The organism is Maricaulis sp. (genome assembly GCF_015665295.1).
In the GTDB taxonomy this organism is placed as follows: Bacteria; Pseudomonadota; Alphaproteobacteria; order Caulobacterales; family Maricaulaceae; genus Maricaulis.
Map to the genome: position 1 here is coordinate 19,404 of NZ_JADFAJ010000002.1, position 22,112 is coordinate 41,515.

The window sequence follows — 22,112 nt, forward strand, 5'->3', positions numbered from 1 at the left end:
CCTCATCCTGCCGACAGGAAAGCCCGCAGGTCAGCCAGCGTTTGCCCTGGCGCTTCCTCGTGCACCACATGCCCCAGACCGGGATAGGTGACCAGGCGGGCTTCCGGGATGGCCGCGACAAATTGCGGACCATGCGCCGGCGGCACGATGACATCGGCCTCGCCCCACATCACCAGGGTCGGCACGGCAATGCGGGCCAGATCGGCGCTTGGTTCCGGCAGGGTGAAAACGCGCAGGCGCTCGACCATGGCCTGGCCGACACCCTCACCGCGCATCATCGCATGGACGCGTTCCGGCGTTCCGTCCGGCATGGCGGACGCGTCACCATAGAGCATTTGTGTCGCCGCGGTGATAACCGGCTGCGGCGCCTGGGTGAGATAGAATTGCACGCCCATGGGGACCGGAACGGGATTCTCGGTGACGCCATTGATGGAAAACCCGCCGGGCGCCAGCAACACCAGGCGCTCAACTTTTTCGGGATGATCCGCAGCCTGGCGCCAGGTCACCAGGCCGCCGAGTGAATTGCCGATCAGCGTTGCCCGCTCGATCGCAAGTTCCGACATCAGCCGATCCAGAAACGCAACCGTTTCGGGCACCGAGTAGCGGGCCTGCGGATCGCGGCCGGTCAGGCCGTGGCCGGGCAGGTCCATGCGCACGACACGATAATCGGCGGACAGGTCGGCAGCCCAGGCGTCCCAGCTTTCCAGTGAATGGGAAAAGCCGTGCACAAGAACAAGCACCGGCGCCTCGTCCGGCCCCTCGATGCGAACTCGCGTCTGCACGCCGTCCACATCGACCAGCCGGTCGGCTTCACGCCACCAGGGTGAATCAATGGAGGCAGCAAGCCCGGCCTCGTCGATGGCCCCACCTGCCGGATTCGACTGGTTGGCTGAGCGGGTGAACAGGAAAACGGCGACCCCGGCGATGAGCAGCAGGCCAAGAAGCAGAGAAATCAGGAAACGCATGGCAGACCTCATGGCGCGACATGAAAGAACGGCGGCACCCCGAAGGGCGCCGCCGCAGGATAGTCCGGACCGGGCGGACGGGGGAGGTTCCCGTCCGCCGGCTGGTCGACCTAGTAGCGCCAGGTGATGGTCGCCGTGAAGGTCCGCGGCGGGCCGTAATAGCCAACCAGCGTGCCCTCAAGGCCCAGCTCCGGAGCCAGGGTCGTGTTGTTGACGAAGTCATAGCCGGAGACCCGGTATTCTTCGTCGGTCAGGTTGCGGCCATGCAGGCCGAACTGCCAGTGACCCTCATCACCTTCCCAGACAGCCGACGCGTTCCACAGCGTGTAGGCGCGCTGGTCGAGCAGTGCGAAGGGGAATTCGAACTGGCTGGAATCGCCGCGATGGCTGAGCGTGTTGATGATCGACAGGTCGCCACCATTCATCGGCGCGATATAGGTCAGCGTCGCCGAGATCGTGGTGTCCGGCGTGTTCTGGATCACGACCTGATCGGACACATCGACGCCGAAAGCGTTGATGAACTGATCATACTCGCCATCCAGCAGGCCGACAGCCCAGCCGAGGGTCATGATATCGCCCTGGTTGAGGACATCGGAGGCAAGGTCCAGCGAGCCCTCATACTCGATACCGCGAATGGTCGCGGCGCCGGCATTGGTGGTCACACCGGTGAAGGTGTCGTTGACGCCGTCATTGTCGGTATCAATGCCGACCGAGCCCGGCACCTGGATGTCGGTATAGTCCATGTTGAAGACGGCAAGGCTGTGGCTGTAACGATTGCCCTGGTACTTCCAGCCGATCTCGATGCTGTCGACCGTTTCCGGATCGAAGCTCATGAACTCATAGATCTCGTCTGCCTCAACCGTGCCGTTCTGATCGAAGTCCGGTGCGCCGGTCGTCTGGGCCCGCGGGTCGAAACCGCCGCCCTTGAAGCCTTGGGAATAGGTCAGGTAGAAATTGTTCGAGGCATTGGGCTGCCAGGCCAGCGAGGCGGTCGGCGAGAAATCATCCCAGGAATTGGTGCCGGTAAAGTCCGACGTCGTGGCGATCGGGAAGCCGGCACCGCCGAAGAATTCGGAGAAACCGCCGAGATAGGTCCGGCGCAAAACCGTCGAAGTCCGCTCGTCCTCGGTGTAACGGCCACCCAGGGTCAGCGAGAACTCGTCGGTCAGATCATAGGTGAAGTTGGCGAAGACCGACCAGGTCTTGGTGTCCACTTCGCCGAAGGTCTGGGCGTTGAGACCGGCCAGGACATTGTCCAGCAGCACGTCAAACACCGTCATCGCGCTGGCGTCGAGATAGTAGTAGCCGACCAGGCCGTTGAGGCGCTCGCCGGAATAGAGCAGCTGGAATTCCTCGGAGAACTGCTCGTTCTCGTAGATCGCCGGAACATCGAGATCGCCGGACGGCAGGTTGTCGAAATCGATCGGGGTGACCGAAGTGTCGGACCGGTCGGCAAGGATGTTGCGGACGGTCCAGTTGTCGTTGATCTGCCATTCGGCGGTCAGCGCGAGGCCATCGCCTTCGACTTCCTGGTCGACCACATTCAGGCCGGCCCGGGTGTCATGGACATTCGACAGGATCGGAGCGCCGGACAGCGCGCCGACGGTCAGACGGTGACCGCCGCGGGCGTTCGAGGTGTCCGAGACATTGTCATAGGCCAGACGGACGAAGAAATTGTCGGTCGGCTCCCACTCGGCAGATACGCGATAGCCGAAGACATTCTTGTCGTAATTGTCCTCGCCGGTCGTCAGGTTCTCGCCGAACCCGTCGCGCGTGAAGCGGCCCATCGAGCCACCGACACGGATAGTGTCGGTCAGCGGTGCGCTGCCGGACAGAACGGTGTCGAGCTGGCCATAGCTGCCAAACCCGACGCGGGCCGTCATGGTCGGCTCGTCGGCATCGATGCGACGGGTGACGTATTTGACGGCGCCACCGATCGTGTTGCGGCCGTAGAGCGTGCCCTGCGGACCGCGCAGGACTTCGATCCGGTCGACATCATAGATATCGAGGACCGCGCCCTGCGGGCGATTGAGATAAACGTCGTCAACATAAATGCCGACGCCGGCTTCGAAACCGGCGACCGGGTCTTGCTGGCCGACGCCGCGGATGAAGGCCGACAGGGTCGAATTGGTGCCGCGCGAGACTTCCAGCGTGATGTTCGGCGTGGTGTCGGCAATGGCGACAATGTCCAGCGCGCCCATTCGCTCGAGGTCTTCACCGCTCATGGCGCTGACGGACAGCGGCACGTCCTGCAGTGTTTCCTCGCGGCGGCGAGCCGTGACGGTGATGACGTCGCGGCCTTGCGATGCACCATTGTCCTGGGCGACGGCGGGCGCCGCGACCAGGGCTGAAGCGGCAACCGTGCTCAATAGCAGCGCGGTGCCCGTCAGGGTCTTGAAGTGTTTCATGAGATACTCCCCTCGATGGTCTGTTTTGATGTCGCCTGCGCCAGGGCCTGGCGGGCGAAGGTTTTAACCGCGTCGACAAATTCTTCCGGTTGTTCGAGATGCGGTGCATGCCCGGAGTGGGCGAACCCATGCGCCTGTGCGGCGGGCAGGGTTTCGACGAGATAGCGGCTCGTCTCCGGGCCATAGGCATCGCTGCGTTCGCCAAAGGCGATCAGCGCCGGGATGGCCATTCCCGAAAGTCTTGGGCGCAGGTCCTGCTGCGCCATGGATGCCCACAAATCCGCCATGGCATCGGCATTGCGGGCTCTCAGCAAGGTCAGGGCGTCGGCCACGATCTGGGGCTCGCGGGCCGCCCGGTCACGGGCGAACATGCGCGGTGCGAACGCGGCGGCATAGGCGGGCCAGTCAGCCCGCATGGCGGCGGTGGCGCGGATGGAGGCTGCCACATCCATGCCACTCGACATGCCCAGCGCCCAGCTTTCGTCATTGAGAATGCGCGGGCTCATATCCTCGATCACCATGCCGGCGAGCCGGTCATATCCGTGCCGCTCGATCATCGACCACAACACGGTGGCCCCCATCGACCAGCCCAGCATGACGACATCGGTCAGCCCCAGCGTGGCGAGAAATTCGTGCATGTCGTCGGCAAGGTCGGCGATCGAGGTCGGGCCGGGTCCGGCCGGTGTCAGCCCGTGACCGCGCAGATCGGGCACCAGGATGCGAAACTCGTCAGCCAGCAGACCGGCGACCGTGTCGAAGAATTCGCCGGAGGCAGCCCAGCCGTGGACGAGGAGCAACGCCGGTCCGTCGCCGAGATCGCGATAGGCCATGACCGTGCCGTCGCGCAGCGTCAGGCGCTGCGTCGGGCGCGCGCCTTCTTCCGGTCTGTGCGGCTGCGCATCGGCCACGTTTCTCAACTCCCCTTGACCGTCCAATTTTCTCTGGATCGTGCCATATTGATCTTGGAGCCATTTTGTGAAAACTGAATCATATGTCAACTTCTGAAACGAGCACGGTCGACAAACGACCGAAAACCGCCCGCGGCCAACGCACCCGGAACAAGCTTCTGGAGGCCGCCGAGGGCGCCTTTGGAGAGAATGGTTTCCACGCCACATCGATCGGCGACATCACGCGCCGGGCCTCGGTGGCACTGGGAACCTTCTATGTTTATTTCGATTCCAAGGACGAGATATTCCGCGCCCTTGTCGCCCACATGGGCGAGATGACGCGCGGCTGGATTGCCGAACGTGTAAAAGGTGCACCGGACCGCCTCGAAACAGAGCATCGCGGCCTGGTCGCCTATATCGAATTCGCCCGGGCGCATCCGAATCTCTACCGCATCATCGAGGAAAGCCAGTTCGTCGCTCCGGACGCCTACAAGGCCCACTACGACGTTTTCATGGAGCGCTATCAGCGCAATCTGGAAGAGGCGGAGGCGCGCGGCGAAGTGCGGGCCGGAGACCAGGGCAAGCGCGCCTGGGCCCTGATCGGAATGAGTGTGTTCATGGGGTTGCGCTTTGGCATCTGGGAACGCGACCGCAACCCCGAGGACATCGCGCGCGTGGTCTCCGACCTGATCGCCAACGGTCTCAAACCATGACAGAAACAACCACATCCTCACCGCTTCTTGTCGACCGCGACGACGCGTGCATGCGGATCCGGCTGAACCGGCCCGGGCGCGGCAATGCGCTGACGCCGGAGCTTCTGGATGCGCTGGTTGACGCACTCTCGACCTGTGACGAAACGCGGGTTGTTGTCCTAACCGGCGAGGGCCGCGCCTTCTCCTCGGGCGGCGATATCAGCGAGTTTCACGCCCGTGCCGAAGACCCGCAAACGCTGCAGGCCTATGGCGATCGCGTCGTCAGCGCGCTCAACCAGGTCATACTCGCCCTGCGCGACCTGCCCTGCCCCAGCGTGGCAGCGGTCAATGGTCCGGTGACCGGTGGCGCGATCGGATTGATGCTGGCCTGTGACACCATCGTGATGAACCGCGACGCCTTCATCCAGCCTTACTATGCCAGGATGGGCTTCGCCCCGGATGGCGGCTGGACCGCGCTGATGCCTGATCGGATCGGGTCAGCCCGCACCGGGTCCTGGCTGACCCTCGACAATCGCGTCAGCGCCGTTGCGGCCTTCGAAATGGGTCTCGCTGACCGGCTCGCTGATACCGAGAGCTTCGAAACCGTGCTGACGGATACGGTCGCTGAACTGGCCGGCCATGATCCGTGCGTCGCCACAATCAGCCGCCGCCTGCTTGATGCGCGCCGCTCCGGCGATCCGCTCAGCGCCAGGCTCGAGCGTGAGCGCACCGCCTTCTGCGCGCTTCTGGTGCGCCCCGAAACACGCGCCCGCATGGCCGCCTTCCTCGCACCCCGCGCGGAGGCCCGCTGATGGATGTGATCACCGACATCACCGCCCGCCGCGCCGCCCTCACGCCGGACCGCCCCGCCTTTCACGTCGTCGCGACAGGCGAGATTGTGAGCTTCGCGGCGCTCGAGGACCGCAGCGCCCGCGCCGCCCGCGTGCTCGCCGACCGCGGCGTTGGCGCCGGCGACCGGGTCGCCATCCTGTGCCGCAACCGGGTGGAGTTTTTCGAGGCCCTGTTTGCCTGCGCCAAGCTGGGCGCCATCTTCGCCCCCCTCAACTGGCGCATGCCGGCCCGCGAACTCGCCGACCTTCTCGATGATTGTGCGCCCGTCCTGCTGCTTACCGGTGCCGAAGATGCCGCAACGGCAACCGGAGCTGCGCAGCTGCGCGGGATTGCGGTCATGGATCTCGAACAGGACTGGCAAGCTGCGCGCGATGCGGCCGAGCCCCATCCGGGGCGCGTGTCCTGGCCGGGCGACGAGCCGTGGTATCTGATCTACACCTCGGGAACGACCGGACGACCCAAGGGCGTGATCCAGACCTACCGCATGGCGCTGGTGAATTACGTCAACATCTCCCAGGCGATCGGCCTGCGCGATGGTGATGCGACGGTGAACTTCCTGCCGCTTTTTCATACCGCCGGGATCAACCTGCACACCCTGCCGGTCCTGATGGCCGGAGGTCTCAACCATGTCCTGCCCGGCTTCGACGCCGCGACCGTGCTGGCACTGATTGAGGCCGGTCGCCTCGACGTCATGCTGTGCGTACCGGCGGTCTATCGCGAGCTGTCACTGCACCCCGCTTTCGAGACCACCGACCTGACCCGGCTGCGGCACTGGGCCTGCGGCGGCGCGCCGATGCCCGACGTGCTGATTGAGCAATATGCGGCACGCGGCGCCGTCGTGTGCAACGGGTTCGGCATGACCGAGACCGGGCCGACCGCCTTCCTGATGGATCGCGAGCATGCGCTCGACAAGATCGGATCGGTCGGCAAGCCGCAGCTGCTCATTGAAGCCCGAATTGCCACGCCCGATGGCACGCCCCTTCCGGTCGGCGAGACGGGTGAGGTGCAGTTCTTCGGGCCGGGCCTGACGCCGGGCTATTGGCAGCGCGAGGCCGAAACGCGGCAACTCTTCACCGCCGATGGCTGGCTCAAGAGCGGTGATCTCGGTCGCTTCGACAGCGACGGCTACTGCTATATCGCGGGCCGGATCAAGGAGATGTACATCTCCGGCGGGGAAAACGTCTATCCGGCAGAAGTCGAGAACGTGCTCGACGAACATCCCGCGATTCTCGAAGCCGCAGTGACCGGCGTCGACGACGAGAAGTGGGGCGAGGTCGGCTGTGCCCATCTCATCCTGCGCGCGGGCCAGTCGGTGACAGATGAGGCGCTGCGATCCTGGTGCCGCGAGCGCCTGGCCGGCTACAAGGTGCCGCGTCATTTCCTGCGCGCCGACGATTTTCCGCGCACGGCCGCCGGCAAGGTCCAGAAACACCTCCTGCCGAGGCCGGAGGGCGTTGAATGACCGCCCTCAAACCCCGCCCGGCCCAGGATCGTGCAAAGCTGGACAAGACATTCAGCCAGGCCGATTTCGACGCCTTTGCGCGCCTGTCCGGCGATGACAACCCGATCCATGTCGACCCGGAGTTCTCGGCCAGGACCCGGTTCGGCAAGACCGTCGCCCATGGCGCGCTCCTGTGCTCGGTCCTGCGCGGCCTTGTCGAAACGATCATGCCCGGCGGCCGTCAGCTCACCCAGAACACACAATACCCGGCCCCCAGCCTGGCCGGCGAGGTTCTCCGTTTCGAAGCCGAAACGGTTGGCGCCACCGAGCTGGGTATCCTGATCGCGCTGAAGGTCACCCGCCTGTCCGATGGCGTGGTCACCTGCCTCGGCCAGACCGAGGTGACGGCATGAGCGGGCCGCTCAAACGTGGTCAGAGCGCGACCACAGAGCGAAGCTTTTCGCCGCAGGATGCCGCCGATCTGCATGCCCTGACCGGTGCGCCACTGTCCGGCGATGTCGTCCCGGAAGCCCTGATCAACAGCCTCTTCTCCTACCTGCTCGGCGTCGATTTGCCGGGCGAAGGCACGAATTATCTCAAACAGGAAACCCGCTTCCTCGGCCAGGCTCCGCTGGGCGAGCCGCTGACCGCGCGGGTCGAGATCACACGCCTGCGTCCGAACAAGCACCTGGTCGATCTGGCCACGACCTGCGTCACGGCGAGCGGCCGGACCATTGCCGAAGGGCGTGCCCTGGTGCTTGCCAGGGACGTCGCCAGCGCCTTTGGCAGCAAGGAATAGGCGACACTCTGCCGGCACAACCTTCACGCTGCATTGCGTTTTTTACTGTTCGCAGCCAATCTCCGGCGCCATGAACGCCCTCAAGAAAGTCAACCACACACCCGCCGGCAGCGCCCGTCCCGACAGCGACATCATCATCGTCGGCGGTGGCCATAACGGCCTGGTTTGCGCCGCCTATCTCGCCAGGGCCGGACTCAAGGTCACCGTGCTGGAACGCCGCGATGTCGTCGGTGGTGCCGCCGTGACCGAGGAATTCCACCCCGGTTTCCGCAATTCGGTGGCCAGCTACACGGTCTCGCTGCTCAATCCGAAAATCATCACCGATCTCGACCTGCACGGCCATGGTCTTGAGATTGTCGAGCGCAAGATCGGCAATTTCCTTCCGCTCGAGGATGGCCAATACCTGCTCGCCGGTGACGGGCTGACGCGTGACGAGCTTGCCAAATTCTCGGCCCGCGATGCCGAGCGACTGGATGAATACAGCGCCCGGCTTGAAGTGGTCGCCGACACGCTGCGCTCGCTGGTGCTCGAAACCCCGCCCAACCTGTCCGAAGGCAGCTGGCTGGGCGCGCTGCCGGAAATGATGAAGGCCGCCAATCTGGGTGGCCGGCTCGGCGGCATGTCGATGACGGCACGGCGCGACCTGCTCGACCTGTTCTCCAAATCGGCCGGCGACTGGCTCGATGGCTGGTTCGAGAGCGACGCCATCAAGGCGCTGTTCGGCTTTGACAGCATTGTCGGCAATTTCGCCAGCCCCTATACGCCGGGCAGTGCCTATGTGCTGCTGCATCACCTGTTCGGCGAGGTGAATGGCAAGAAGGGCGCCTGGGGCCATGCAATCGGCGGCATGGGGGCGATCACCCAGGCCATGGCCCGCTGCTGCGAGGCGCGTGGGGTCGAGATCCGCACCGGCTGTGCGGTCCGCGAAGTCCTCGTTGAAGACGGCGGTGCCGGGACGGTGGTGCTCGACAGTGGCGAGCGCCTGGCTGCCCGCGCGGTGGTCTCCAACCTCAACCCGAAACTCCTGTTCGGCTCCCTGATCGATCCGGCCGCCCTGCCCGCCGATTTCAGCGAACGTATCCGCCATTATCGCTGCGGCTCCGGCACCTTCCGGATGAATGTCGCGCTGGACCGACTGCCCAGCTTCACCGCCCTGCCCGGCGACGGCGATCATCTGACCGCCGGCATCATCATGGCGCCCTCGCTGGCCTATATGGAGCAGGCCTATGTCGACGCCCGCCGCCAGGGCTGGTCGAACGCGCCGATCATCGAAATGCTCATCCCCTCGACCCTCGATCCGACCCTCGCGCCGGAAGGCAAGCATGTCGCCAGCTTGTTCTGCCAGCATGTTCAACCGGACCTGTCCGGCGGTCGCGACTGGGATGATCATCGCGACACGGTGGCCCAGGTCATGCTCGACACGGTCGAGCGCTGGGCGCCCGGCTTCCGGGACAGCGTTCTGGGCTATCAGGCCCTGACACCGAAGGATCTCGAGCGGACATTCGGCCTCATCGGCGGCGACATCTTCCATGGCGCCTTGAGCCTCGACCAGCTGTTCTCGGCCCGCCCGGTGCTCGGCCATGCCGACCATCGCAGCCCGATCAAACGCCTCTACCAGTGCGGCGCCGGCACCCATCCCGGCGGCGGCGTCACCGGCGCTCCCGGCCACAATGCCGCCCGCGAAATCCTGAAGGATTTCGGCAAGCGGATGGGCTAGGGCTGTCGGGGACAGGTATAATTAACGCGCCAGACCGTGGATCTGGCGCGTTAATTATACCTGTCCCCTTTTGGCGGAAGCTCAGCCCTTGACGCGTTCCAGCGATTCCGCGATCAGCTCGCGCGCCTTGGCGGCGTCGCCCCAGCCAATGACCTTGACCCATTTATTGGGCTCGAGATCCTTGTAGTGCTCGAAGAAATGCTTGATGCGCATCAGCTGGGCTTCCGGGATGTCGTCCGGCTCGTTGACCTTGCCATAGAGCGGCGACAGCTTGGCGTGCGGGACGGCGAGGATCTTCTCGTCCATGCCGCTCTCGTCTTCCATCAAGAGGACGCCGATCGGACGGGCGCGCACGACGCAGCCCGGCACCAGCGTGGTGTGGCCGACGATCATCACATCGATCGGATCGCCATCTTCCGACAGGGTGTGCGGCATGAAGCCGTAATTGCACGGATAGCTCATCGGCGTGTGCAGGTAGCGATCGACAAACAGCGTGCCCGCTTCCTTGTCCATCTCGTATTTGACCGGCTGGCCACCGACCGGGACCTCGATGATGACATTGATGTCTTCAGGCGGATTTTCGCCCGCGGAGATTTTGTCGATCCGCATCATGGACTCCTTGCGGCTGGTCCGGACGTTGTCTTACGCCCGATTTCTGGCGCGACCAATGCCCGTGTTGCGCCGCAATATCAATTCTCAAGGGCATAAAAACTGGCGGGTCAGGCCGATTGGCTGTCATTCGCCGCTGCCAGGGCCGCGCGCTCGCGCTTGACCACTTCCTCGCCGCGCAGATGGACAAAATGCGCCCGCTCCGTTGTCCAGCCTGCAAGCAAACGTTTCGCGATCCGCGATCCGGTCTCCGCCGCATGCGCCTCGATCATCGCCAGGCAGCGCTGTTCGCTCTCTCCTTCGAGGTCGAAGGCGAGCACCGTCTCGCGATTGAGGCGGGCATCGAGACGACGGTCCGGATCATGAACGAAGACATCGCCCCCGGTCATGCCGGCGGCAAAATTGTCGCCGACCGGGCCGAGGATGACGGCAGTGCCACCGGTCATGTATTCACAGCCATTCGTGCCACAGCCTTCGATCACCGCATCGGCCCCGGAATTGCGGACGCCGAAGCGCTGGCCGGCCCGCCCTGCCGCCATCAGGCGGCCGGTGGTGGCGCCGTAAAGACAGGTATTGCCTATGATGGCGTGTTCCTCATTGGCCTCGGTCGCGCCGCCATAGGGTCGCACGATGATCGAGGCACCCGACAGGCCCTTGCCGACATAGTCATTGGCATCGCCATCAAGCTCGATCCGCAAACCCTTGGCTGCGAAGGCGCCGAGCGACTGACCGGCCGAACCGCGCAGACGCAGGGTGAGATGGTCCGTGCCGAGCCCGTCCGGACCGAAACGGGCGACAATCTCCGAAGAGGTTCGTGTGCCGACAGCGCGATCGGTATTCTTGACGCCATAATCGAGCTGCATCTTCTCGCCGCGATCGAAGGCGGGCGCCGCGTCCTCGATGATCTGCTCGTCGAGCGCCGGGGCGACAGGGTTGCGCAGGCTGCGGGTCGAACGCGCCGGACGCTCCACGGCATCGGCGCGCGACATGATCGCCGAGAGGTCAAGATCGTCGAGCGATTCCGAGCCGCGCGAGACCTGGTCGAGCAGGTCAGCCCGGCCGATCACATCTTCCAGCGAGGTGGCGCCGAGGCCGGCGAGTATCTCGCGCACATCCTGTGCGAGGAAGGTCATCAGGTTGACGACATGGTCCGGGAAGCCGCCAAAGCGGGCGCGCAGATCATCATCCTGGGTACAGATCCCGACCGGGCAGGTATTGGAATGGCACTGGCGCACCATCAGACAGCCCAGCGCGATGAGCGAGGCGGTCCCGACACCGAATTCCTCGGCGCCCAGCATGGCGGCAATGACAATGTCGCGCCCGGTGCGGATCCCGCCATCGGCGCGCAGGGTGACACGCTCGCGCAGGCCGTTCAGCGACAGCATCTGGTGCGCCTCGGCGAGGCCGAGTTCCAGCGGACCGCCAGCAAACTTGATCGAGGACAGGGCTGCCGCGCCGGTGCCGCCGACCGAGCCGGATATATTGATGATATCAGCATTGGCCTTGGCGACGCCGGCAGCGACGGCACCGACCCCGGCGGCCGCAACCAGCTTCACCCCGACCCGGGCCGTCGGATTGATCTGCTTGAGGTCATAGATCAGCTGCGCCAGGTCCTCGATCGAATAGATATCATGGTGGGGCGGCGGCGAGATCAGGCTGACGCCCGGCGTCGCCAGGCGCATGCGGGCGATGAATTCGGTGACCTTGAAGCCGGGCAGCTGGCCACCTTCACCGGGCTTGGCACCCTGTGCCACCTTGATTTCCATCTCGCGGCACTGGCCGAGATATTCCGCCGTCACACCGAACCGGCCGGAGGCGATCTGCTTGACCGCGGAGTTCATGTTGTCGCCATTTGGCAGCGGCTTGTAGCGGGCCGGATCCTCGCCGCCCTCGCCGGAGACCGATTTGGCACCGATCCGGTTCATCGCCACATTCAGCGCGCCATGCGCTTCGGGTGACAGGGCACCCAGCGACATACCCGGCGTGACGAAACGGCGCCGGATGCCGTTGATCGATTCGACCCGGTCGAGGCCGACCGCCGGACCGATGGAGCGCATGTCCATGAGGTCGCGAAGCTGGATCGGTCCCTGGTCGCGGATCGCCGAGCGGTAGGATTTCCACGCCTTCGCATCATTGCCGCGAACGGCCGCCTGCAAGGCGCTGATCACCGGTGCGTTGAGCGCATGGCGGTCACCGCTGGAGCGCTGGCGATAGAAACCACCGACCGGCAGGCGCGCCTCATCGCCGCGCCAGGACTTGCGGTGAAGTTCCACGGTGCGCACTTCCAGACCGGGAAGACCGATCCCGGAGATCCGGCTCACAACGCCCGGCAGATAGGCTTCCACCAGGGCGCGCGACAGGCCGAGCACCTCGAAATTGCAGCCGCCGCGATAAGAGGAAATGATCGAAATTCCCATCTTGGAGAGGATTTTGAGCAGGCCGCCATCAAGCGCCGCTTTCAGGCGGCCGGCGCGGGCGCGGGCCCAGCTCTCGCCGCCCACGCTTTCGCGTCCCGCCGTGACCGTGTCGAAGGCGAGATAAGGGTTTACCGTGGTCGCGCCGAGGCCGATCAGCACAGCCGCATAATGGGCGTCGAAACACTCACCCGCCCGCACATTGAGCGAACAGAAATTGCGCAGGCCCTCACGGGTCAGGGTGGAGTGGACAGCCCCGGCGACCAGGATCATCGGCAGGGCGGCATTTTCGGCATCCTGGCGGTGATCAGTCAGGACGAGATGGGCAGCGCCGTCGCGGACGGCGGCGACACATTCGCGGATGACATCATCAATCGCCTGGCGCAGGACCTGACCATCGCCTGTGGCCTTCACGACCGGCAGCAGGCAATCGATCTCCTTGACCGCGCAGCCCATATGGCCGCGCCAGCGCTCATAACCGCCATTGGTCAGGATCGGGCTGTCGAGCACGAGCACGCTGGCCCGCGCCTCACCCTGTCCCAGGATATTCCCGAGATTACGGAAACGGGTCTTCAGACCCATCACCCGGCCTTCGCGCAACGGGTCGATCGGCGGATTGGTGACCTGGGAAAAATTCTGCCGGAAGAAATGCGCGAGCGGGCGATAGTTTTCCGACAGGACGGCCAGTGGCGCATCATCACCCATCGAGCCAACGGCTTCCTTGCCATCTTCGGCCATCGCCTTGATGACCAGCTCGATATTCTCGAAGGTAAAGCCCGCCGCCGCCTGACGCCGCGTGCGATCATCATCGCTGAAGACCTGGTCCTCCGAGCCCGGTCCGACGACGGATTCAAGATCCTCCATCTCGCCAAGCCAGCGCGTATAGGGATGTTGTTCGGACAGCTCGTTGAGGATGTCCTGCTCGCGGTAGAACTTGCCCTCGACGATGTCGAGCGCGATCAGGCGACCGGGCGTGATCGAGCCGCGCTCGGTCACGGTCACCGGATCGACCGGCGCCATGCCGGTTTCCGATCCGGCGACGAAAATATCGTCGCGGGTCAGCGCGTAACGCATCGGGCGCAGACCGTTGCGGTCGAGCCCGGCAATTGCCCAGCGCCCGTCAAAGGCGGCAATCGCAGCCGGCCCGTCCCAGGGCTCCATGACCGCATTGCAATACTCATACATGCGACTCCAGCCCTCGGGCATGACATCAGCCCGTTTCGACCAGGCTTCCGGGATCAGCAGCGTCTTGGTCATTGGCGCCGAGCGACCGGCGCGGACCAGGATTTCAAAGGTCTGGTCGAGCGCGGCACTGTCCGACGCGCCCGGCTGGATCACCGGTTTCACATCGCCGATGACATCGGCAAAGGCGGTCTCGGCGATGTGGACCTCATGGCTCCGCATCCAGTTGATATTGCCGCGGATCGTGTTGATCTCGCCATTGTGGGCCAGCATGCGGAAGGGCTGGGCCAGCCGCCATTCCGGGAAGGTGTTGGTCGAATAGCGCTGGTGGAAGATGGCGAAGGGCGAGACGAAGTCCGGCGATTGCAGGTCGCGGTAGAAAGCGTCGATATCCTGGGCGCGGAACAGGCCCTTGTAGATGATGTCGCGCGAGGACAGCGAGCAGACATAGAGGTCGCGCAGGTTTTCCTCGCGGGCCCGGCGCTCGATGCGGCGGCGGACGATGTAGAGCACACGCTCGACCGCCTCGCTGTCGCGTTCGCGCGGATCGCGGAACAGGACCTGTTCGATCTCCGGCAGGGTGGCGCGGGCCTTGTCGCCCAGCACCGAGGTGTCGATCGGCGGCTGGCGCCAGCCGTAAAAGGCGAAGCCCTCGCGCAGGATTTCCGCCTCGATGATGGCGCGGGCCCGTTCGCGGGCGGCGAAATCCGTGCGCGGCAGGAAGACCATGCCGACAATCACATCGCCGCGCTCGGGCTCGTGCCCGGTGCGCGCCACGGCCGCCTTGAAGAAGTCCTGCGGCACGCCAACGCGCAAACCTGCCCCGTCACCGGTGAGACCGTCAGCATCGACGGCGCCGCGGTGCCAGACTGCCTTCAAGGCATCAATCGCCAGTTCGACAATATCGCGGCGGGCGCGGCCCTTCATGTCGGCGATGAGGCCGACACCACAGGCATCGCGCTCGTCGCGCGGATCGATCAGGCCGGCGCGGGTAAGGGTTTCCAGCCCCTGGCGGTGGGCGGCTTCGGACCAGGTCTTGTTCGTCATTCGGCCGCTCCCAGCACACGCATGCGATTATCGAGATAGGATTCGATCGAGCGCGCGGCATCGAGCCCGTCCTTGATCGCCCACACTACGAGCGACGCGCCGCGATGCAGGTCGCCGGCGACGAAAACGCCGTCGAGGCTGGCCATGCGCGTGTCGCGATCCGCCTCGACGCGGCCATCACGATGCACGGAGAGGTCCGGCGCATCGAACAGGACGGGCAGGTCCTCCGGCGTGAAGCCGAGCGCCGAGATCACCATGTCGGCGCCGATATCCCAGGTCTTGCCCGGTTCCGGCTCCGGTGCCCGGCGACCCGACGCGTCCGGAGCGCCCAGCCGCATGCCCTGGACACGCACCGCCGTTATGGCGTCGCCCCTGGTCAGCACGGCAAGCGGGGCGGAGAGCCATTCGAACACGACCCCCTCCTCCTCGGCATGTTCCACCTCGCGGGCCGAGCCGGGCATGTTGGCACGGTCACGGCGATACAGGCAGGTCACCGACCGGGCACCCTGGCGAATGGCCGTGCGGACACAGTCCATGGCGGTATCCCCACCACCAACCACGACGACATCCTTTTCATGGGCATCCAGCACGCTGTCATTGGCGGCCGGATCGCCCAGATCATTGCGATTGGCGCGGGTCAGATAATCCAGCGCCGCCAGCACGCCATCGCCGGACCCCGGACAGGTCAGCTGGCGGGCATTATAGACACCGGTCGCAAGCAGGACGGCGTGATGCTCGGCCCGGATACCGGCCAGCGTCGCGTCGCGTCCGACCTCGACATTCATCCTGAAGACGACGCCACCCTTGACCAGCCGGTCGATGCGGCGCTGGACCACGGTCTTTTCCAGCTTGAAGCCGGGAATGCCGTACATCAAAAGGCCGCCGGCGCGGTCGGCACGCTCATAGACCGTGACGGCAAACCCGCCCTCGCGCAGGCGCTCCGCCGCCGCCAGACCGGCAGGTCCGGACCCGATGATGGCGACGCTCTGGCCGCGCTCGGGACCCGGCTTGAGCGGCTCGACCCAGCCTTCCTTCCAGGCGGTATCGGTGATGTATTGCTCGACCGCGCCGATGGTGACAGCGCCGTGTTTGGACTTCTCGACCACACAAGAGCCTTCGCACAGACGGTCCTGCGGGCAGATGCGGCCACAGATTTCCGGCATGGTCGAGGTCGCGGCGGAGGCCTCATAGGCCTCGCGCAGCCGGTCCTCGCCGGCCAGCATCAGCCAGTCGGGAATATTGTTCTGCAAAGGACAGCCGGACTGGCAGAAGGGAACACCGCACTGCGAGCAGCGCGAAGCCTGCCGGGCCGCGGCTTCGGTCGAGTAACCGCGGTAGATCTCGTTGAAATCATTACGCCGTTCGCTCTCCGAGCGCTTCTCCGGATAGGCCTGGTCGATGTCCACAAATCTGAGCAATCCTGCCCCCGTCAAATTGCCGAAAGTTCGCCAATGCAGCACAGACTTCGCAGGCGCACAAGTCGGAGGCCGTTCGGCAAGTTGGCAATTTATGCCCTGAAAGCGATATTTGTGGCATGAACTTCCAAGAATTATGACCCGTAAACCGCTTGCCGGCAAATACATGGCAATTGCGCGAGCTTGTGACGAACCCCGTCGCGCAAGAATGATGCAGGCATGCTCGCGAATGCGGCAGGATGAACAACTCATCCCGCCGCGGCCGGGCCAGACGTGCGGCCACGGCGTCGAATGCGGGATCAGCCGCCGATCTGGGCACACGCGCGGTCACGATTGCGTGGTGTCGGCTCCGATCGGTCAAAGCGCCTTGCCCTGCCTCGCCATCCCCCCCAAATTCGGGTGATGACACTGCCCCATCCGACAACGCCCCTTATCGACAGTTTCGGTCGCCAGATCCGCTATCTGCGGCTTTCGGTGACGGATCGCTGCGATTTGCGCTGCGTTTACTGCATGAAGGCGCAGCCCGATTTCCTGCCCAAATCCGAACTGCTGACCCTTGAGGAGCTGGAGCAGGTCGCCAGCGCCTTCATCGCGCGCGGCGTCACCAAGGTCCGCATCACCGGCGGCGAACCGCTGGTGCGGCGCGATGTGGTCAGCCTGATCGAACGCCTCGGCACCCGGCTGGGCAAGGCTGGTAGCCCCAAAGGCGCGCTCGAGGAGCTGACCCTGACCACCAATGCCACCCAGCTGCCGCGTTTCGCGGCGCGGCTGGTCGCGGCTGGCATGCGGCGCATCAATGTCTCGCTCGACACGCTGGACCCGGAGCGCTTCGCGCGCCTCACGCGCGGCGGCCGCCTCGCCGATACGCTGACCGGGATCGCGGCCGCCAAGGCCGCCGGGTTATCAGTCAAGATCAACGCCGTCGCCATGAAGGGCGAAAATGAGGACGAATTGCCCGACCTCATCGCCTGGGCGCATGGCCAGGGCCATGACATCACCCTGATCGAGGTCATGCCGATCGGCGATGTCGGCACCGACCGCTCGATCCAGTTCTTGCCACTGACCGCCGTGCGCGAACGTCTCGAACAGCGCTGGACGCTGACCCCGCTCAGCGACAGCACCGGCGGTCCGGCGCGCTATCATCATGTCGCCGAGACCGGTGGCAGGCTCGGCCTGATCACGCCGCTGACGGGAAATTTCTGCGCCAGCTGCAACCGCGTCCGCCTGACCTGTACCGGCCAGCTGCATTCCTGCCTGGGACGCGAGGGTGAGGTCGACCTGCGCGGCGCCCTGCGCGAGCACGGCGTCGACGGTCTGCACGCGGCGCTGGAGGCAGCCATCGCCAACAAGCCGGAAGCGCATGATTTCGACGTCAGCCCGGGCGCCAAACCCTCGGTGAAGCGGCACATGGCCATCACGGGAGGCTGATCCGATGCACGTCCATATCCGCTACATGGCCGCCCTGCGCGACCGGCTCGGCGAAGGCGAGACCACGCTCGACCTGCCGCCGGATGTCTCGGACAGCGAAACCCTGATCGCCCATCTCACCGCAAGCGATGCGGCCGCCGCCGCCCTTGCCGCACCGGAAATTCGCCTGATCCGCAATGACCGCATCGTCACCCGCCCCAGCGCGCTTGAGGATGGCGACCGGCTCGCCTTCTGCCCGCCCTTCACCGGAGGCTGAGCCATGATGCCGAAGATTCTGGTCACAGCCGATCCGCTCGACCCGCCCGCCCTTGTTGCCGCCCTCACGGGAACCGATCCCGATGACGGGGCCGTCGCGAGTTTTGTTGGCCAGGTCCGTGCCGAACCGGGTCTCCAGACGCTGGAACTCGAGCACTATCCCGGCGTCACCGAAACCGCGCTGGCAGAACTGCGCGAGCTGGCGATGTCGCGCTGGTCGCTGAGCCAGGCGATCATCCATCACCGGGTCGGCCGCATGGCGGTCGGCGAGACCATTGTCGTCGTCGCCGCCAGCGCCCCGCACCGCCGCGCCGCGCTGGAAGCGGTCGGCTTCCTGATCGACCGGCTCAAGACCGAAGCGCCGTTCTGGAAGCGCGTCCACACGGCGGGCGGCAGTCACTGGGTTACCGCCCGTGACAGCGACGCGGCGGCGTCGCAATACTGGCGCGACCAGATCGCGCAGGAGGATGCCTGATGAGCGACGAGCACCGGCTCGGCTTTGCCGTGATGACGATTTCTGACACGCGCGATGCGGCCAGCGACAAGACCGGCCCCTGGCTGCGCGAGCAGATCGCCGGCGCCGGTCACACGGTCATCGACCACGCCATCGTGCCCGACACGATCGAGACCATCCGCGCTCGCCTGCAGGCCTGGCTCGATGATCCGGCTATCCATGCGGTGATCACGACCGGCGGGACGGGCCTGACCGGGCGCGATGTCACCCCGGAGGCGATCCGGCCAATGCTGGACAAGGAGATCGACGGTTTCTCGGTCGTGTTCCACCAGATCTCCTTCCAGTCGGTCGGCGTCTCGACCCTGCAATCGCGCGCCCTCGCGGGCATCGCCAAGGCGACCTATGTCTTTGCCATTCCCGGCTCGATGGGCGCCTGCAAGGATGCCTGGAACGGGATTTTGCGGCATGAGTTCGATGCCGCGCACACGCCGTGCAACCTCGTTGAAATCCTGCCCCGGCTGGGAGAAAGCTGATGACCGGGCTGACCCACCAGGACAGTGAGGGCCGGGTCCGCATGGTCGATGTCGGCGACAAGGCGGTCACCCGCCGCACCGCCACAGCCAGCGCCCGGATCGAGATGAGCGCTGCGGCCTTTGCCGCCGTGCGCGACGGCCAGGGTCCCAAGGGCGATGCCTGCCGCACCGCGGAGTTGGCCGGCATCATGGGCGCCAAGCGCACCGCCGACCTGATCCCGCTCTGCCATCCGCTGCCGATCACCAGGGTCGAGGTCGCCATCGAGCCCGTACCGGGCGAAACCGCCTTTGCCATCACCGCCACGGTGCGCACGGATGGCAAGACCGGCGTCGAGATGGAGGCCCTGACGGCCTGTTCAGTCGCCGCGCTGACCCTCTATGACATGGCCAAGGCGCTCGACAAGGGCATGCGGATCACCGCGATCCAGCTCGACAGCAAGAGCGGCGGCAAGTCCGGTGACTGGCAGCGCGGAGACGCAGCGCCATGATCCCGCTCAGTGAGGCCATCGCCCGTGTTCGCAGCGACCTCACGCCAATGGAGGCCGAGACAGTCAGCCTCGGCGAGGCGGCCGGGCGGGTGCTGGCAAAAGCCGTCACCGCCCGCCTGACACAGCCGCCCTTCCACGCCGCGGCGATGGATGGTTATGCGGTGCGCTCCAGCGATCTCGGCGACCATCCCGTCACCCTGCCGCTTGACGGCGAATCCGCCGCCGGCCATGCGCTCCATCGTCCGATCCGGCACGGTACCGCAGTGCGCATCTCGACCGGAGCCGCCCTGCCCGATGGGGCTGACCAAGTCGTGATCCAGGAAAACACGACGCGCACCGGCGACCGGATCACCCTGCAGGATCCGCCCCAGCGCCTGCGCCATGTCCGCGCCATGGGCGAGGACTTCGCGAGCGGCGAGACCTTGCTGGAAGCCGGACTGCGCCTCACCGCACCGCGCCTGGCGCTGGCCGCGGCGGGCGGAGCCTCGTCACTGCTGGTCAGCCGCCAGCCGCGCATCGGCGTTCTGGCCTCGGGCGACGAGCTGGTGACTGCCGGCGCCCCGCCCGGTCCCGGCCAGATCATCAATTCCAACGCCCCGGCCCTGATCGCCCTGCTGACCGCCTGCGGCGCCGTCCCGATCGATCTCGGCATTGCCCGCGACACGCCGGACGCTGTCCGCAAGGCTCTTGAACGGGCCAGCGATTTCGACCTCCTGGTCACGATCGGCGGCGCATCCGTGGGCGATCATGATCATCTGCGCCGGGTCTTTGCCGAGATGGGCGGTGAGCTCGCCTTCGACAAGATCGCGCTGAAACCCGGCAAGCCGACCTGGTTCGGCCAGCTGCCGGACGTGCCGGTGCTAGGCCTGCCGGGCAATCCGGTCTCCGCCCTGGTGGTCGCCGAACTTGTCCTGCGCCCGGCCGTCGAGCGCCTGCTGGGCGAAACGCAGCGCCCGCGCCTGCGCCCGGCACGGCTGATGGCCGACCTGCCCGGCAACGGGCCGCGCGAGACCTGGATTCGCGGTCGTTTCGATCCCGAAACAGGCCGTGTCCGCCCCTCCGGCAGCCAGGACAGCGGCATGATCTCGGCGCTGGCCCGGGCCGAGCTTCTCATCCCGCGCGCCATCAATGCACCGCCGGCAGGAGCCGACCAGATGATCGACGTCCTGCTGCTCGACTGAGCCCCGGGACCGCCCGCCGGTCTGCCGGCATGACAGTCGCCGCGCACCTGCCTACTCTGCCCCGTCGCCAATCATCCGGGAGCGCCCCCGTGCCGGGCACCGATAGCAGATTTTCCGACCCCATCACGTCCACATCAGTGGTCGACCAGCTGGCCGCGCGCATTCGCGCCCGCATTCTGGCCAATGAATTCAAGCCCGGCGAAGCCCTGCGTCAGGAGACATTGGCCGACGCCTACAAGGTGTCGCGCATGCCGGTCCGCGAAGCGCTTCGGCGTCTCGAGGTGGAGGGCCTGGTGGTCTTCCAGCCCAATCGCGGCGTCACTGTCTCGCCCGTCTCGGCCGCGGACATGGCCGAACTCTTCGACATCCGCCTGCAGCTGGAACCCGGCCTCTTCGCCCGCGCCATCGAGCGCGCCAGTGCCGCCGACATCGCCGCCGTCGAGACCATCCGCGCCCGCGAGACTGCCGCCCTGGCCGAGGGCGACACCGCCCGTTTCGGCGCCCTCAACCGCGACTTCCACGCAGCCCTGCACGCCCCGGCAGACCGTCCGCGCACATGGGCCATCGTGCAATCGCTCAACCGGCACATCGACCGTTATGTCCGCCTCCAGCTCTCCCTCACCCCCGACGCCCGCACGACCGCCAATGCCGAACATGACGGCCTGCTCGACGCCATGAAGTCCGGTGATCCGGTTGTCGGCGAACAGCGCATGGCCCAGCACATTGTCACGGCGCGGACGGCGCTGGTTAAGGCGTTTGAGGGCTGATTACCCTCGCGGCGCCAGGCCACTTCCCCCGCAAGCGGGGAAGAAGAACGCGCCCCTTCACCCCGCCACGAAATACCGCCCCTCGGCGTCCATCTCCGCCTGTCCGAGCGCTTCCATGACGTCGAGCATGTCGGCGACGCGGGTGAGTTTGGCTTTGGTATTCTTGCCGGCAAACTGGCGCGCCAGGCCCTCGACCGAGACCGGGCCGGTCGCCGCCTCCAGCAATTCGCGGACGATGCGGGCCTGGGCCTTGCGGTCCTTCGCCGGGAAGGGTGGCAGCTTGGCACCGGCCTCGACCGCCTCTGCCTCGCCCAGATCGAGATCGTCCTGCCGGGACTTCGCCGACTTGGGCGCAAAGCGCGGGATCTGGAAGTCGGGCCGCGGCCAGCGGACCTGGCCGCGCTGTTCCTCCTCATGACGCTCCAGATTGAGCGCGACCAGCCGTTCCAGGATCGCCTCGTCATCCAGATCCGCCGGCCAGCCATAGGCCTCGAACACGGCGGCATCGATATCGTCATGAATGGATTTCAGCGTCCCGACCAGCCCGGCGTCGTAAATGTCCCGCTCGGCGTCGGTGA

General features: G+C 65.7%; 19 protein-coding genes and 1 pseudogene. 13 read left to right on the plus strand and 7 right to left on the minus strand.

Annotated elements, in window-relative coordinates; all coding sequences use genetic code 11:
- Positions 1–2 precede the first annotated feature (2 nt).
- The 3 genes from QZZ02_RS01430 to QZZ02_RS01440 all read right to left on the minus strand — a co-directional run bounded on the left by QZZ02_RS01430 (position 3) and on the right by QZZ02_RS01440 (position 4,281).
- Positions 3–965 (minus strand): alpha/beta fold hydrolase, encoded by a 963-nt coding sequence (locus QZZ02_RS01430; protein WP_291841775.1) that lies wholly within the window; start codon positions 963–965, stop codon positions 3–5.
- Between the two features lie 110 nt (positions 966–1,075).
- The gene (locus tag QZZ02_RS01435) at positions 1,076–3,373 is read right to left on the minus strand and encodes a TonB-dependent receptor (protein WP_291841776.1); all 2,298 of its coding nucleotides are present in this window, start codon (positions 3,371–3,373) and stop codon (positions 1,076–1,078) included.
- Positions 3,370–4,281, minus strand: a complete 912-nt coding sequence (locus tag QZZ02_RS01440) for an alpha/beta hydrolase (RefSeq protein ID WP_291841777.1) — start codon at positions 4,279–4,281, stop codon at positions 3,370–3,372. Before QZZ02_RS01440 ends, QZZ02_RS01435 begins: the two co-directional genes overlap by 4 nt.
- 83 nt (positions 4,282–4,364) lie before the next feature.
- Between QZZ02_RS01440 and QZZ02_RS01445 the strand changes: the two genes are divergently transcribed.
- The 6 genes from QZZ02_RS01445 (at position 4,365) to QZZ02_RS01470 (ending at position 9,761) form a co-directional block, all read left to right on the plus strand.
- On the plus strand, positions 4,365–4,973 hold the full coding sequence (locus QZZ02_RS01445; protein WP_291841778.1) for a TetR/AcrR family transcriptional regulator: 609 nt from the start codon (positions 4,365–4,367) through the stop codon (positions 4,971–4,973).
- Entirely contained in the window at positions 4,970–5,764 is a 795-nt protein-coding gene (locus QZZ02_RS01450; RefSeq protein WP_291841779.1) for an enoyl-CoA hydratase/isomerase family protein, read from the plus strand. The genes QZZ02_RS01445 and QZZ02_RS01450 overlap by 4 nt, the downstream gene beginning before the upstream one ends.
- The gene (locus QZZ02_RS01455; protein WP_291841780.1) at positions 5,764–7,266 is read left to right on the plus strand and encodes a long-chain fatty acid--CoA ligase; all 1,503 of its coding nucleotides are present in this window, start codon (positions 5,764–5,766) and stop codon (positions 7,264–7,266) included. The genes QZZ02_RS01450 and QZZ02_RS01455 overlap by 1 nt, the downstream gene beginning before the upstream one ends.
- A complete protein-coding gene (locus QZZ02_RS01460; RefSeq protein ID WP_291841781.1) occupies positions 7,263–7,658 on the plus strand; it encodes a MaoC/PaaZ C-terminal domain-containing protein in 396 nt (131 codons plus the stop codon). The genes QZZ02_RS01455 and QZZ02_RS01460 overlap by 4 nt, the downstream gene beginning before the upstream one ends.
- Positions 7,655–8,044 (plus strand): phosphate acetyltransferase, encoded by a 390-nt coding sequence (locus QZZ02_RS01465; protein WP_291841782.1) that lies wholly within the window; start codon positions 7,655–7,657, stop codon positions 8,042–8,044. The genes QZZ02_RS01460 and QZZ02_RS01465 overlap by 4 nt, the downstream gene beginning before the upstream one ends.
- 70 nt (positions 8,045–8,114) lie before the next feature.
- The gene (locus QZZ02_RS01470) at positions 8,115–9,761 is read left to right on the plus strand and encodes an NAD(P)/FAD-dependent oxidoreductase (protein WP_291841783.1); all 1,647 of its coding nucleotides are present in this window, start codon (positions 8,115–8,117) and stop codon (positions 9,759–9,761) included.
- Between the two features lie 81 nt (positions 9,762–9,842).
- On the opposite strand, the gene ppa is transcribed toward QZZ02_RS01470, so the two are convergent.
- From ppa to QZZ02_RS01485, 3 genes are all read right to left on the minus strand, one after another.
- Positions 9,843–10,370: an inorganic diphosphatase gene (gene ppa, locus QZZ02_RS01475; protein ID WP_291841784.1), complete on the minus strand. Its 528-nt coding sequence runs from the start codon at positions 10,368–10,370 to the stop codon at positions 9,843–9,845.
- 110 nt (positions 10,371–10,480) lie between these two features.
- A complete protein-coding gene (gene gltB / locus QZZ02_RS01480; protein ID WP_291841785.1) occupies positions 10,481–15,013 on the minus strand; it encodes a glutamate synthase large subunit in 4,533 nt (1,510 codons plus the stop codon).
- The gene (locus QZZ02_RS01485; RefSeq protein ID WP_291841787.1) at positions 15,010–16,431 is read right to left on the minus strand and encodes an NAD(P)-dependent oxidoreductase; all 1,422 of its coding nucleotides are present in this window, start codon (positions 16,429–16,431) and stop codon (positions 15,010–15,012) included. The genes gltB and QZZ02_RS01485 overlap by 4 nt, the downstream gene beginning before the upstream one ends.
- Before the next feature lie 399 nt (positions 16,432–16,830).
- Between QZZ02_RS01485 and moaA the strand changes: the two genes are divergently transcribed.
- The 7 genes from moaA to QZZ02_RS01520 all read left to right on the plus strand — a co-directional run bounded on the left by moaA (position 16,831) and on the right by QZZ02_RS01520 (position 21,534).
- Complete coding sequence (moaA, locus tag QZZ02_RS01490; protein ID WP_291841789.1) at positions 16,831–17,856, plus strand: GTP 3',8-cyclase MoaA; 1,026 nt, start codon at positions 16,831–16,833, stop codon at positions 17,854–17,856.
- Between the two features lie 4 nt (positions 17,857–17,860).
- Entirely contained in the window at positions 17,861–18,112 is a 252-nt protein-coding gene (locus tag QZZ02_RS01495; RefSeq protein ID WP_291841790.1) for a MoaD/ThiS family protein, read from the plus strand.
- Between the two features lie 3 nt (positions 18,113–18,115).
- Complete coding sequence (locus tag QZZ02_RS01500) at positions 18,116–18,586, plus strand: molybdenum cofactor biosynthesis protein MoaE (RefSeq protein WP_291841791.1); 471 nt, start codon at positions 18,116–18,118, stop codon at positions 18,584–18,586.
- Positions 18,586–19,098 (plus strand): molybdenum cofactor synthesis domain-containing protein, encoded by a 513-nt coding sequence (locus QZZ02_RS01505; RefSeq protein ID WP_291841792.1) that lies wholly within the window; start codon positions 18,586–18,588, stop codon positions 19,096–19,098. Before QZZ02_RS01500 ends, QZZ02_RS01505 begins: the two co-directional genes overlap by 1 nt.
- Entirely contained in the window at positions 19,098–19,586 is a 489-nt protein-coding gene (gene moaC, locus QZZ02_RS01510) for a cyclic pyranopterin monophosphate synthase MoaC (protein WP_291841793.1), read from the plus strand. Before QZZ02_RS01505 ends, moaC begins: the two co-directional genes overlap by 1 nt.
- Complete coding sequence (gene glp, locus QZZ02_RS01515) at positions 19,583–20,767, plus strand: gephyrin-like molybdotransferase Glp (RefSeq protein WP_291841794.1); 1,185 nt, start codon at positions 19,583–19,585, stop codon at positions 20,765–20,767. Before moaC ends, glp begins: the two co-directional genes overlap by 4 nt.
- A gap of 89 nt (positions 20,768–20,856) precedes the next feature.
- Positions 20,857–21,534: a GntR family transcriptional regulator gene (locus QZZ02_RS01520; RefSeq protein ID WP_291841795.1), complete on the plus strand. Its 678-nt coding sequence runs from the start codon at positions 20,857–20,859 to the stop codon at positions 21,532–21,534.
- Positions 21,535–21,591: 57 nt separating this feature from the next.
- Here QZZ02_RS01520 and QZZ02_RS01525 read toward each other — a convergent pair.
- Positions 21,592–22,112: pseudogene (locus QZZ02_RS01525) on the minus strand (class I SAM-dependent DNA methyltransferase); the annotation flags it as partial.

Bases quoted from the DNA above. Each gene is read 5' to 3' on its own strand.
- QZZ02_RS01430 (WP_291841775.1), bottom strand. From the start codon at position 965: ATGCGTTTCCTGATTTCTCTGCTTCTTGGCCTGCTGCTCATCGCCGGG.
- QZZ02_RS01435 (WP_291841776.1), bottom strand. From the start codon at position 3,373: ATGAAACACTTCAAGACCCTGACGGGCACCGCGCTGCTATTGAGCACG.
- QZZ02_RS01445 (WP_291841778.1), top strand. From the start codon at position 4,365: ATGTCAACTTCTGAAACGAGCACGGTCGACAAACGACCGAAAACCGCC.
- QZZ02_RS01450 (WP_291841779.1), top strand. From the start codon at position 4,970: ATGACAGAAACAACCACATCCTCACCGCTTCTTGTCGACCGCGACGAC.
- QZZ02_RS01455 (WP_291841780.1), top strand. From the start codon at position 5,764: ATGGATGTGATCACCGACATCACCGCCCGCCGCGCCGCCCTCACGCCG.
- QZZ02_RS01460 (WP_291841781.1), top strand. From the start codon at position 7,263: ATGACCGCCCTCAAACCCCGCCCGGCCCAGGATCGTGCAAAGCTGGAC.
- QZZ02_RS01465 (WP_291841782.1), top strand. From the start codon at position 7,655: ATGAGCGGGCCGCTCAAACGTGGTCAGAGCGCGACCACAGAGCGAAGC.
- QZZ02_RS01470 (WP_291841783.1), top strand. From the start codon at position 8,115: ATGAACGCCCTCAAGAAAGTCAACCACACACCCGCCGGCAGCGCCCGT.
- ppa (WP_291841784.1), bottom strand. From the start codon at position 10,370: ATGCGGATCGACAAAATCTCCGCGGGCGAAAATCCGCCTGAAGACATC.
- gltB (WP_291841785.1), bottom strand. From the start codon at position 15,013: ATGACGAACAAGACCTGGTCCGAAGCCGCCCACCGCCAGGGGCTGGAA.
- moaA (WP_291841789.1), top strand. From the start codon at position 16,831: ATGACACTGCCCCATCCGACAACGCCCCTTATCGACAGTTTCGGTCGC.
- QZZ02_RS01495 (WP_291841790.1), top strand. From the start codon at position 17,861: ATGCACGTCCATATCCGCTACATGGCCGCCCTGCGCGACCGGCTCGGC.
- QZZ02_RS01500 (WP_291841791.1), top strand. From the start codon at position 18,116: ATGATGCCGAAGATTCTGGTCACAGCCGATCCGCTCGACCCGCCCGCC.
- QZZ02_RS01505 (WP_291841792.1), top strand. From the start codon at position 18,586: ATGAGCGACGAGCACCGGCTCGGCTTTGCCGTGATGACGATTTCTGAC.
- moaC (WP_291841793.1), top strand. From the start codon at position 19,098: ATGACCGGGCTGACCCACCAGGACAGTGAGGGCCGGGTCCGCATGGTC.
- glp (WP_291841794.1), top strand. From the start codon at position 19,583: ATGATCCCGCTCAGTGAGGCCATCGCCCGTGTTCGCAGCGACCTCACG.